Annotated in this window: 11 protein-coding genes; 3 read left to right on the top strand and 8 right to left on the bottom strand. The window is 64.2% G+C overall.

Translation table 11 applies throughout. The annotated features are described in order from the left end of the window. Positions 1-313 precede the first annotated feature (313 nt). Entirely contained in the window at positions 314-691 is a 378-nt protein-coding gene (locus EET13_RS29805) for an ADP-ribosyltransferase family protein (protein ID WP_136623076.1), read from the bottom strand. A gap of 396 nt (positions 692-1,087) precedes the next feature. Between EET13_RS29805 and EET13_RS01585 the strand changes: the two genes are divergently transcribed. The 3 genes from EET13_RS01585 to EET13_RS01575 all read left to right on the top strand — a co-directional run bounded on the left by EET13_RS01585 (position 1,088) and on the right by EET13_RS01575 (position 4,439). Beyond that, on the top strand, positions 1,088-1,813 hold the full coding sequence (locus tag EET13_RS01585) for a pirin family protein (RefSeq protein WP_122440645.1): 726 nt from the start codon (positions 1,088-1,090) through the stop codon (positions 1,811-1,813). Between the two features lie 37 nt (positions 1,814-1,850). Further along, the gene (locus EET13_RS01580; RefSeq protein WP_122440644.1) at positions 1,851-3,251 is read left to right on the top strand and encodes a YhgE/Pip domain-containing protein; all 1,401 of its coding nucleotides are present in this window, start codon (positions 1,851-1,853) and stop codon (positions 3,249-3,251) included. 75 nt (positions 3,252-3,326) lie between these two features. After that, on the top strand, positions 3,327-4,439 hold the full coding sequence (locus EET13_RS01575; RefSeq protein ID WP_122440643.1) for a phosphodiester glycosidase family protein: 1,113 nt from the start codon (positions 3,327-3,329) through the stop codon (positions 4,437-4,439). Here the strand turns inward: EET13_RS01575 and EET13_RS01570 are convergent. The 7 genes from EET13_RS01570 to EET13_RS01540 are packed head-to-tail and all read right to left on the bottom strand — an operon-like array spanning position 4,432 to position 10,974. Beyond that, entirely contained in the window at positions 4,432-5,139 is a 708-nt protein-coding gene (locus EET13_RS01570) for a YoaK family protein (RefSeq protein WP_122440642.1), read from the bottom strand. The two genes, EET13_RS01575 and EET13_RS01570, sit on opposite strands and share 8 nt — an antisense overlap. 23 nt (positions 5,140-5,162) lie before the next feature. Beyond that, entirely contained in the window at positions 5,163-6,035 is an 873-nt protein-coding gene (locus tag EET13_RS30105; RefSeq protein WP_168991208.1) for a mammalian cell entry protein, read from the bottom strand. Then, on the bottom strand, positions 6,002-6,556 hold the full coding sequence (locus tag EET13_RS01560) for a mammalian cell entry protein (RefSeq protein WP_122440641.1): 555 nt from the start codon (positions 6,554-6,556) through the stop codon (positions 6,002-6,004). Before EET13_RS01560 ends, EET13_RS30105 begins: the two co-directional genes overlap by 34 nt. After that, positions 6,553-7,530 (bottom strand): RDD family protein, encoded by a 978-nt coding sequence (locus EET13_RS01555; RefSeq protein ID WP_122440640.1) that lies wholly within the window; start codon positions 7,528-7,530, stop codon positions 6,553-6,555. The genes EET13_RS01560 and EET13_RS01555 overlap by 4 nt, the downstream gene beginning before the upstream one ends. Then, complete coding sequence (locus tag EET13_RS01550; protein ID WP_122440639.1) at positions 7,527-8,285, bottom strand: Mce protein; 759 nt, start codon at positions 8,283-8,285, stop codon at positions 7,527-7,529. Before EET13_RS01550 ends, EET13_RS01555 begins: the two co-directional genes overlap by 4 nt. Further along, a complete protein-coding gene (locus EET13_RS01545; protein WP_122440638.1) occupies positions 8,255-9,811 on the bottom strand; it encodes a virulence factor Mce family protein in 1,557 nt (518 codons plus the stop codon). Before EET13_RS01545 ends, EET13_RS01550 begins: the two co-directional genes overlap by 31 nt. Then, complete coding sequence (locus tag EET13_RS01540; RefSeq protein ID WP_425293617.1) at positions 9,805-10,974, bottom strand: virulence factor Mce family protein; 1,170 nt, start codon at positions 10,972-10,974, stop codon at positions 9,805-9,807. Before EET13_RS01540 ends, EET13_RS01545 begins: the two co-directional genes overlap by 7 nt. Between the last annotated feature and the right edge of the window lie 236 nt (positions 10,975-11,210).

Genomic DNA, 11,210 nt, shown 5'->3' with positions numbered 1-11,210 from the left:
TCATCTGCGAGGTGCCTTCCAGTCAGGATGATTGAGCCCTAGAGAAGTCCAATCATTCCTTGCAGGACAGGCACTTTCGCTTATCAACACCCAGCTACATCGCCATCCCGCGAAAAATCCGGGCTAGGCCCTTAGCCGCATATAGGTCGCGCTCAAGGTCGGAGACGGGCATTTCCAATTGCACCGCGAATCTACGATGAACAGCTGGCGAGCGTCGACCACTAAGAGTTCGCGTTCGAGGGGAAACTCCGACAGGCTGCCGACGGCCAGAACGGGAGTCCCAGTCGGCAAACGCAGGTCAAGGTCGATCGGGTCAAAGTGCGTGGTTGACCGCGGAGGGTCGACGTTCATACTCGTAGACAAGGAAGCCTGCATCGAAAACAAGCTGTCCGACTACGGTTGAGGCGGCGTCCGCGCTTGCCAGACCGACGTCTGCGGCTCCGATTTCGCGTGTTACGCGAGCATCGGCGTCACGGGGGAACCTCTGCAGCGCCGAGCGGATGGTTTCAATGCTTTGCTGCAACCGAGCCGTCATGGGACCGCGCCCCCGTAGTGCAGCGTTAATGCGCTGGAAGCCGCCCACCGCGTGCGCCTCAATCTCTGATCGCTCCCCCTTGCTCAACTGATTTATCGGATGTGAGATGTATCTATAGGCGAGGTCACCGAACGGATCTTCTCCAGTTGATGACATAACTGAAATGCTAGAGATTTCGCGCCGTCCAAATGTGGACTCCGGGCCACATCTCTGGTCGAGTAGGGCGGCGACGTCGCTGTGCGTCCGCGTCTTTCGATCACTGCGGCCACTACGCGCAGCCCTGAAACAACTAGCTGCAGCAGCTGGTCACCCTGTTGCGAAGGCGGTGTGCCGCCGGGCGAATTTGCAGATGATGTAGCGCTAAGGCACCGCGAGCGCCAAACGCGTGGCCCCGCCGGGCGCTGTTCGCAATCCGAATCAACGCGCCCACAACATGATTCGAAGGTATCCGGTGCAAGCGGGAAGGTGCGCGGCGCACCCGCTAGGCCGCCTTGACGCTCCAAGGTCTCCACAGCGCGCACACCGGCAGCGCAAGCGATTACCGTGGAGTCCATGGCTGCCACCGTGAAGATTCGACGAGCCGCCGAGCGGGCCGTCACCACAACCGACTGGCTGCGGTCCCGACATTGTTTTTCGTTCGGCGACCACTATGACCCGGATAACACCCACCACGGACTGCTCCTGGTCAGCAACGACGACATCGTGCAACCCGGAACCGGATTCGGCACCCACCCGCACCGCGATATGGAGATCGTGACGTGGGTACTCGAAGGTGAACTGACGCACCGGGATTCGGCGGGCAACTATGGCGTGATCTATCCCGGCCTGGCCCAGCGCATGTCGGCAGGCAGCGGGATCCGGCATTCGGAAACGAACGAAACTGCCACGTGTCCAGTGCGTTTCGTGCAGATGTGGATAGTGCCCGATCAGACCGGCATCGCCCCGAGCTACCAGCAGCACGACGTTGGCGACGAGCTGTCGAGCGCTGGTCTGGTGACAATCGCCTCGGGAATCCCCGGTCACCGGGCTCCCCTGAGCCTGCACAACGGCAGCGCCGCCCTGCATGTGGCGCGATTGCGGCCCGGCGACATGGTTGACGTGCCCCCGGCGCCTTACCTGCATCTGTTTGTCGCCCGCAACGACGTTGCCCTAGACGGCGCTGCCGACCTGGCCGAAGGTGACGCGGTCCGTTGCACCGACTCCGGTGCCCGGCTCCTGACCGCCGACGGCCCCGCGGAAGTTCTGGTGTGGGAGATGCACGCAAAACTGGGCGGTTAGCACTCACATAGAGTGGGCACGACAGACAGGAGCCCACATGTCTCAATCGCAGCCGCGGCACGCCGCACCGAACCCCAAGCGCAGCATCAAGCAGGTTCGGACCGTGCGGTTCTGGGCAGCACCGATCCTCATCACCCTCGCCCTCATGTCGGCACTGGCAGCCCTGTATCTGGGCGGAATCTTGAACCCGGCGACGAACCTGCGTCACTTCCCCATCGCAGTGGTCAACCAGGACGCCGGGCCCACCGGCGCGCAGATCGTCGACGGCCTGGTGGCCGGATTGGACAAGAACAAATACGACGTGCGAGTGGTCTCTCGCGACGAGGCCAAGCGGATGCTGGACCGGGCCGAGGTGTACGGTTCGGCCGTCATTCCCCCGACCTTCTCGTCGAGTATGCGAGATTACGCGATGAGCGCGGTACAGCCGACGCACGCGGACCGGCCGACGATTACCGTCTCCACCAATCCGCGCGCCGGCACGCTGGGCTCGAGCATCGCCGGCCAGACGTTGACGCAGGCGATGTCCGTGGTGAACACCAAAGTCGGGCAACGGCTTACCGCCGAGGTTGGTGCACAGACCGGCGGCGCACCACTGGCCGGAGCCGCCGCCTTGGCGCTGACCAGTCCCATCGACGTCAAGTCCACGGTGTACAACCCGCTGCCCAACGGAACCGGTAATGGCCTGTCGGCCTTCTACTATTCGCTGTTGCTGCTGCTGGCCGGATTTACCGGCAGCATCGTGGTCAGCACGCTGGTGGACTCGTTACTCGGTTACGTACCAGCCGAATTCGGCCCGGTGTACCGGTTCTCCGAGCAGGTCCGCATCTCGCGATTCCGCACCCTGTTGCTCAAGTGGGGGCTGATGACCGTGCTGGCGTTGCTCACTTCCGCGGTCTACCTTGCGATCGCCCATGGCCTCGGCATGCCCATTACCCTCGGCTGGCAATTGTGGCTGTACGGCGTGTTCGCGATCATCGCGGTGGGCGTCACGTCGAGTTCCCTGATCGCGGTGCTGGGTTCGATGGGGTTGCTGGTCAGCATGTTGATCTTCGTCATCCTCGGACTACCGTCGGCGGGCGCGACGGTTCCGCTCGAGGCGGTGCCGCCGTTCTTTCGGTGGCTGGCCACGTTCGAGCCGATGCATCAGGTGTTCCTGGGCGTCCGGTCGCTGGTCTACCTCGACGGCCACGCCGACGCCGGGTTGTCCCACGCCTTGACCATGACATCCATCGGTCTGGTCATCGGTCTGCTCTTGGGGGGCATCGTCACCCATCTGTACGACCGCAAAGGCTTCCACCGGATACCCGGTGCGGTCGAGATGGCCATCGCGGCCGAGCACCAAGCCCAGCACCAGGCGCGGGAACGGGCACGTGCCAGCGCTATCGAGAGCGTCGGCGCTGCCGAAACGGCAGCCGAAAATTCAAGCAGCCAAACGTAATTCGAGCGCATCCGAATCGTCACTCCGCCGTTACAGAAGTTGACAGTGTGACAGATGTGACTAATTCTGAGAGGGCTGCTTCCCGATCGGGCCGAAAGGGCTACCGTGCTGTCGCCATCTGCCAGCCTGCGCCGACTTACGGCTTTCCTTGCCTCACTGGCTGTGGGCACCACGTTGGCGGTCACCACCGGACAGCCCGTCGCCCATGCCGCCGATGGCCGCGAAATGCTCGAGCACGCTATCGCCACGACCAAGGGCTCCTACCTGGTCTACAACTTCGGCGGCGGACACCCAATGCCGCTGCTGAACGGCGACGGCGGCCGCTACGAGATGAACAACGGCGGCCACCTGATGATCATCAAAAATGCGTCGCAGCGGCTGCAGCCGCACCTGCTGGTCGACACCCACACCGGTGACCAGGCACGCTGCGAACACAACCCCGGGGCGCGCACCAGCGAGGGGCTCTGGCAGGCATCGGAGATCTACGCACCGTTGCAGGCCTGGCAGCGAATGGGACAGCCGACTATCGCGATCAATGCCAACTTCTTCGACGTGCGCCCGCAACAGGGCGGCTCCTGGCGATCGACGGGTTGCAGTTCACCGCTGGGCGCATTCGTCGACAACACCCACGGCCAGGGCCGTGCCAACCAGGCGGTCACCGGCACCGTCGCCTACGCCGGCAAGCAAGGCCTGTCCGGCGGCAACGAGACCTGGACGTCGCTAACCACCATGATCATCCCGGCCGGTGGCGCGCCATATGTGTTGCGGCCCAAGGGCAGGGAGGACTACGACCTCGCCACCCCGGTGATACAGGACTTGCTCAACAAGAACGCAAAGTTCGTTGCCGTCGCCGGGATCGGGCTGTTGTCGCCCGGCAACACCGGACAGTTGCATGACGGCGGCCCGAGCGCCGCGCGCACTGCGCTGGCCTACGCGAAGCAGAAAGACGAGATGTACATCTTCGAAGGAGGCAACTACACGCCCGACAACATCCAAGACCTGTTCCGTGGCCTGGGCAGCGATACGGCGATCCTGCTCGACGGTGGCGGGTCGTCGGCGATTGTGCTGCGCCGCGACACCGGAGGCATGTGGGCCGGCGCCGGATCGCCGAAGGGCTCTTGCGATACCCGCGAAGTCCTCTGCGACTCCCACGAGCGGGCGCTGCCCAGCTGGCTCGCCTTCAACTAGTAAGGGCCTGAGGTGTTTTGCGATCAGCCGGGCCGAACCGGAAGATCAGCATGCTCACCGAGATCACGGCCGCCGCCAGTGCGAACACCGGCGCCACGGTCACGCGCGACAGGCCCGCACCCAGTACCGCGCCTCCGCACATCGCGGCGATCACGCTGAATCGCAACGTGTTTCGACTTCCGGTGCCGCCGGCCAGCCGGCTCTCGGCGCCGATCGCGACGATGGTCGACGTCAGCATCGTGGTGCTGAGTTCCCGGATGCCGAACTCTCGGGCGACAGCGTTCTGCAGACCGAACGCCAGCGCCAGCCCGCCGATCAAATAGAACTTGGTGGTGTCGTGGTACCGCAGCACCCCGCTGCCAGCCAGGACGGCCAACGTCGCCAGCACCGATACCTCGGTTCCCAGCGACACGGTGATCCATCGTCGCGGCTCGTGACTGAACGCCCCGGTCAACCGGCCACCGATGACGGTGCCGATGACGAACGCGACGACGGAGACCACGCCGGCAACCACATCGATGCCCGACTTCGACTTTGGCACCAGGCAGATGCCGAGGAAGATGACGTTGCCCGTCATGTTGGCCACGAATACGTGCCCGAGGACCAGCACGCTGATCGCATCGGCCAAACCGGTGGCGAAGGTCAACAACAGCAACGCAGCGATCGTCAGCCGGTGATACACGGGCGAGCTGACGGCCATGTGATCCCTCAACCGGGCCGCTGCTACAAGCGGGGTGTCAAATCCAGCGACGTGATCGTCGTCATCCGGGTCACAAACCAGCGGGCGTGATCACGCTTCATGATCAGCCGGTACGACAAATACTTCATCGCCGGAATGTTCTTGGTCAGCGGGCTGGTGGTGGTGGTGTTCGTATAGACGATGGCCACGGCATTGGGACCGTCCAGCGATTCGACTGCCACGCCGGTGACCTCGGTGTTGTTGGTGACCTTGGCTTGCTTGTTCGGCGCGACGATGCTGTCGACGAACTTGCGGTATTGCGCCCCGAAGTCGCCGCTGAGGTAGACAGCCGCGCGATCGGCCAGCTTGTCCATGTTTTCCGGCGTGTAGGTCCACAACGTGGTGATCGCGTTGGCTGCGGTCCGCGCCACGTTCAGTTTGACGGCGACGGCCGCCCGATCGGCCAGGTAGGGCTGCAGGGTGGCTCCGGCAAAGGCCGCGGAACCCACGAACAGCAGCACGCCGATCACGGCAGCGGCCGCGGCCACTCGCCTGCCGCTCGGTCGCTTGAACTTGCCGGTGAGTCGTTTAAACACCCCGACCTTGCCGGATCCCTCGCTGGTGGTTTCGGTTTCTTCGGTGGCTTCGGCGCCATCCGCGGTGTCGGTGCCCGCCGGGCCCTCGTCGGTACCGGAATCGGTGCCGTCGGTGGACTTACCGGAATCGGTGTCGTCGGCGGCAGTTTCACCGGACTGGTCCGCGGCCGCCGTAGCATCGTCGCTTCCCGCTTCGGCGACCACCGTCTCGGTCGGCGAAGTTGGCTGATCGCCCAACTCGGCGTCGGAGTCCGAGGCTGCGCCGGAGTCGTCTGAGGTCGCGCCGGTCAGATCATCTGCAGCAGGTTGCTGATCTTCCACTGATTCCCTTCCTGCTTAGCCGTGGCAGCCCAGCGGTTCGTGCTCTCGAAAGCCTCTTTACCGTCGGGCGACCTGGAGGTGACTTCGGTGGCCACCAAAATACTGGCGCTGCCATCGTCGTTCCACCGTTCCACGCCGGCATCAAGGACCGTGCCCTTGGCGGGTTCTGCCTGGGCGACCTGAAGGAGTATCTCGTTCGCCTTATCGTGGTACTGCTTGGCGAAATCGCCAGTGGCTTGCGCCAATATCCGCTCGACGTACTCGTTGGCGTGATAGGGATCGACGGTCGTGAACTGACCCATGAACCATTTCACGTAGTTGACCACCTCGTGCTCCCGGCGCGCGGTCTGATCCCGAGACACGTGCGAGACCAGCATCAAGCTGGATAGCGTCACCGCCGCCGCCATCACCACCGCAGCGGCAGTGGCCACCAGCGGCAAAATCCACGGCCGACGCGGCGGTAGCGGCTGCGCGACCAGCAGCAGCCCCTCACCGGGGTGGAATTTGCGCCGCGGACTCATTTTCCGTTCCCGGCCGGTTTGGGCTTGGTCAGTATGGTCAGGTCGTCGACGCGCCATTGGTCGTCTCGGCTCCGGGCGAAGCTGACCCGTACGGTTGCGCTGATATAGCGGATATCGGGCGGTGTGCCACGCCGCCCCTGCATGAACAACAGCATGGTCGCATGATCGGGCGTCGCGGATTGGATGGCGCTGCCGGTCACCCAATACTCGTTGAGGACGGGGTGCCCCTTCGCGACGGTGTCCTGCTGGGCGGCCAACTGGCCGCGATATCTGTCGGTGGTCAGCGATTGTGCGCGAGCGAAGTCCTCGCGCAACGTTTTCGGGTCGTACGTCAACATCTGCGCGACCATCTTCGGGCCCTGCGTGGCAAGCTCTGCGCGGGTTCTATCGGACGCCTTCTCGTAGGAGTACACCACCGCGTAGCTCACACCGGCACCGCCCAGGCACAGGCTGGTCGCGACGAGCAATGCCACCGCTGTCCATCGCCGGATCTTGATCGGCCGCTCACCGGGGTCGACAGTTCGGACCTCGGTGCGCAACAGCATGTCGGCGAAGGTGCGCCGGACCGGATCCCACAACGGCCACAGCCATCCGACCATGAGCGCCGCGGTGTCGAGCAGATGGGCCAGGTCGCGCACCATCAACCGCCACGGGCCGACAGCCTTGCTATCGCGGCGTACTACCGCAATTCCACACAGGGCACGTCCCAGGCTCCAGCCCGTCATCACCGGCAGTAGCCACCGATTGACCGACATCAGCAGGCTCACCAAAGCAAGCATCGCGACGCATACCCACCACCACGAGCTGTCCGACGGCACGGTAAAGGAGACCACCGCCATGGTCGCTACCACCGCGACACCCGGCAACACATCGACGGCAACTGCCGTCACACGCAAATGCCATGGCGCCGCGGGCTTTTCGGTGACGACGTGGACGGTCTCTGGGGTCTGGATCTCCTCGACCACCACCGTCACTGCGTCACCTGGTCGGGCTTGGTTACCTGCTCGAGTTTCGAAATCTTGTACTGGCCGTCCGTGGGCGTCATCCGTACGCGAAGGCGGTAGCCCGATTCTTGTTCCTGCGCTTGATCATTGGACATTTTGACACGCATCGCGACGAGCACGTCAATGGATCCGTCGGGATTGTTGCGCTCGACCGCGGCGCGCATATCGGTCAATTGCAGATGCACGTTGGCGGCTTGGTATGCCTGAACGAGCATGCTGCTGTAGAGCACGGCCTGGGAGCGGTACTGGTCGGTGCCGCAGTCGATGATCTTTTGTTCACTGGCCGCCATGGCGTTCGTATCCGGAGCCTGCGTGGCTGCGACACAGTCCTTGGCCACCTGAAGCGCCATCGCGTTGTTGCGCGCTAAGGCTGCGCTTTCCTGGTGGGAGCGCAGTGCCAGATACCCGCCGGCTCCGATACCGCCGGCGATGAGCAGCAGCGCCGCACTGATTCCGACTAGCCACCCAGGTCCCAGACGCGATAGCCGACGCTCGACGGCGGGCGCCGCTGTCTGGATCTTGCCCGCCGTGTCAGTGTCCGTCGTGTCGGAGACGTCTTGGTTGGTGCCAGCGTCGGATTCCGCGGTCTGTTCGCCCTCCGTTTCAGGGCTGTCTGAGCCGGCGTGGGCCTCGGATTCCGCCGAGTCCTCTTCCGTCGCCTCGGGGCTCGACGAATTATCCGCGTCGATGGGGTTCAGCCGGCTGGCGCCAGCATCTCCTTCCATCCGTCGTCTCCTGTTTTGGTCGAGTTTTCGACGGAGTATCTGACTCCGTCGGGCCCTACCAGTTCACCGCTCTGGGGGCTATAGACCGCCGTGGGCGGCCCGCCCGGAGTGTAGACACACGGGTTGGGCTGCTGTCCGTTGCATTGCACAGTACCCGAACCCGGCCGCTGCAGCGGGTCACTGACCGGAGGCGGCGTCCCGCCCGGAGGCAGTCTATCGGCCGGTGCCGGGTTCATACCGTTATTGATGGACGGCGCCGGGATCACCAAGCCAGGCTTGACCGGCTGGTCACAGCGCGCAGCCGGCGCCGGGCACGTCAACAGCTGGTTAGGGTCGCCGTACCACGGATTGGTGCCCGCCGGCACGTATGGTTTCGGGTCGCGGCACTCCCGGGGCGTCGCCGCCCGCTTGCCCGGGACGTCGACGCACGGAATGTTGCGCGACCCGCGCACGCTGTTGGCCGGAGTATCCATCGGAATCTTGCAGTACGTGCCTGTCGGCAGCGGCTGAAGGCTGGTGTCGGCAAAGGAACGCCACTGCGACGCGGGAATAAACCCGGTCAGACACGGCGGCGGCTGGTTGATCGCCAACGCCAGGTCAAGGGCGGCCATATTGGGAAACGGCGCGGCCACCGTCTGCGCGATCGAAGCGCCCTGCGGCAAGAACACCAACACCTGCTCGACGCCCTTGTGGTACCGCTTGAGCAAGTCGAACACGACCTCGAGGTTCGCCAACGTCTGCGGGAGCGAATCACGCACGTCGGTGAAGACGTCGTTGAGCTGGTCAGCGGTCGGAGCGGCTTGGGACAGAATGCTTTTCAGGTTCTGGTCCCGTTGGGCGGTCTGCGCGGCCAGCGTGTTGAGATTGCGCGCCCAGCGTTCGATCGCATCGCCCGAGGTGACTTGGCTTTGCAGGATCGGTCCGGAGTGCTCGATGATGTCGTTGACGTCATTGATCTGGGTGCGGAAATCACCGACGATCGCCTGCGTGGCGTCGACCAGCCGTTGCAGGGCGGGACCCAAACCGCCTACGGCTTGCGCCGTTTCGTCGAGCAACACGGGAATCTTGTCTGCCGGCAACACCTGGAGGCCGCGGTTGGCGGTGTCCAGGGCCGGCCCGATCTCGCTGGGCACCGTCCCCTTGGTGATCGTCTGTCCGGGCGAAAACACCTTGCCCGGGTTTCCCGTCGACACCAAGTCCAGGTACTGCTCACCGACGGCCGATACCGAATGCACGTTCGCCGACGCATCGACCGGGATCTTGTAGCGGCTGTCGATGCTCATCGTCGCCTCGGCGCCCGTCGGCGTGGGCTCCACGTCGGTGACCTTGCCGATGGTGACACCGCGATAGGTGACGTTGGCCGTGGGGTAAAGCCCACCCGATGCCGGCAGCTCGGCCTTCAGCGTGTAGCGGCCGATGCCCACCAGCGACGGAATCCGCAGATAGTACACACCCAGTACCAGCAACGAGACCACTGTCAGGATCGCGAACACGATCAGCTGGCGTTTGATGAAGGGAGTCAGCACTGCCGGTCGCCCCTTTCCACCAGCGGTCCGCCGGGCGCGTCGTTCGGGTTCGGCGTGTAGCGGACATCGGGGATCATCGTCTCGGGATCACGGCCGAAGGACTGCTCGAGCGCGCGCAGGGCTCCTGAGAAGCCGGTGCCGGTGAGCAGGGCGTTGTCCATGGCACTGAAGGTCACGTCGATCGTGGCCGACACGTTCTGGTAGTCCCCGCGGAACAGCTTCGGCACGGTATCGATGTCGTACGGCTGGGTGAGAATCAACTTCAGCGCGCCGATCAAATATTGCGAGCCGCGGCCGAGCTCCTTCAACGGGCATTGCAGCGCCTGTAGATCGGTATGCAGCGGGCCGCGTGCCTCCGACAGGTACTGGTCGGTGACCTGGCTGAGTTGTCCCACCGCGTCGGCGGCGTTGATGAGCAGGTCACGCGTGTCGGCAAAGTGCTTGATCAGCGGCGGGATCTCGGTCAGCACCCGGTCCAGCACATCAGACCGGCGACCCACGTAAACCAGCAACCGGTTAGTCGAGTCGATGGCGTGCGTGATGTCATCGCGTTGCTGATTGAGCTGGTCGGTGAAGGTGTCCAGCTTGGTGAGGAAGGCGCGAATCTGATCGGCCCTCCCGTGGAAGATGTTGTACACCTCGTTCTGGAGGACCTCCAGATTCGGAATACCCCCGCCACGCAGGATCAGCGAGATGCTGGCCAGCGTTTGCTCGGTGTTGGGAAACGCGGAGGCGTTCTTCAGCGGAATGGTGCAATCTTGTTTTCTGTGAGGCGGCGGGCACAGCGGCTGCGGCGACGGGTCGGGCGGCGATGCCAGCTCCACATGCTGAGAACCCAGCAAACTGGTCTGCCCGATCTTCGCGGTGGCATTTCTGGGTAACTTGACGCCCTTGTCGATCCCCAGCTTGAGCGTCGCTACCCAGTTCTCCAACCTGATGTCGCGTATCGAACCGACGGTGACGTCGGCGACCATCACCTTGCTGTTGCCGTTGATGGCCAGGGTGTCGGGCACCTGTACATAGACGACGTAGGACCCATCGCCGGTGCCCGGTCCGCCTGGAATCGACACATTGGAGATCCCGCGCCAGCCGCATGAGCTCAGCATCAGGGCGGCCATTAGCAACGCCAGCGCCTGCCAACTCCGGCGCCGGAGGAGTCCCATCGCGCTCATCGCGCCCCTCAGTGACCAACGGCTCGGGTCGCTCTTCGCGCCTACGGCGCTCATCGCGCCCCTCAGTGACCAACGGCTCGGGTCGCTCTTCGCGCCTACGGCGCTCATCGCGCCCCTCAGTGACCAACGGCTCGGGTCGCTCTTCGCGCCTACGGCGCTCATCGCGCCCCTCAGTGACCAACGGCTCGGGTCGCTCTTCGCGCCTACGGCGCTCATCGCGCCCCTCA

The sequence above is a fragment of the Mycobacterium attenuatum genome (assembly GCF_900566085.1).
Lineage (GTDB): Bacteria > Actinomycetota > Actinomycetes > Mycobacteriales > Mycobacteriaceae > Mycobacterium > Mycobacterium attenuatum.
Note: the sequence above shows the minus strand (reverse complement) of the source record. Positions and strands in the feature narration are given on the sequence as shown.

Coding starts and splice junctions, on each gene's coding strand:
- EET13_RS29805 (WP_136623076.1), bottom strand. CDS start 691: ATGTCATCAACTGGAGAAGATCCGTTCGGTGACCTCGCCTATAGATAC.
- EET13_RS01585 (WP_122440645.1), top strand. CDS start 1,088: ATGGCTGCCACCGTGAAGATTCGACGAGCCGCCGAGCGGGCCGTCACC.
- EET13_RS01580 (WP_122440644.1), top strand. CDS start 1,851: ATGTCTCAATCGCAGCCGCGGCACGCCGCACCGAACCCCAAGCGCAGC.
- EET13_RS01570 (WP_122440642.1), bottom strand. CDS start 5,139: ATGGCCGTCAGCTCGCCCGTGTATCACCGGCTGACGATCGCTGCGTTG.
- EET13_RS01560 (WP_122440641.1), bottom strand. CDS start 6,556: ATGAGTCCGCGGCGCAAATTCCACCCCGGTGAGGGGCTGCTGCTGGTC.
- EET13_RS01550 (WP_122440639.1), bottom strand. CDS start 8,285: ATGGAAGGAGATGCTGGCGCCAGCCGGCTGAACCCCATCGACGCGGAT.
- EET13_RS01540 (WP_425293617.1), bottom strand. CDS start 10,974: ATGGGACTCCTCCGGCGCCGGAGTTGGCAGGCGCTGGCGTTGCTAATG.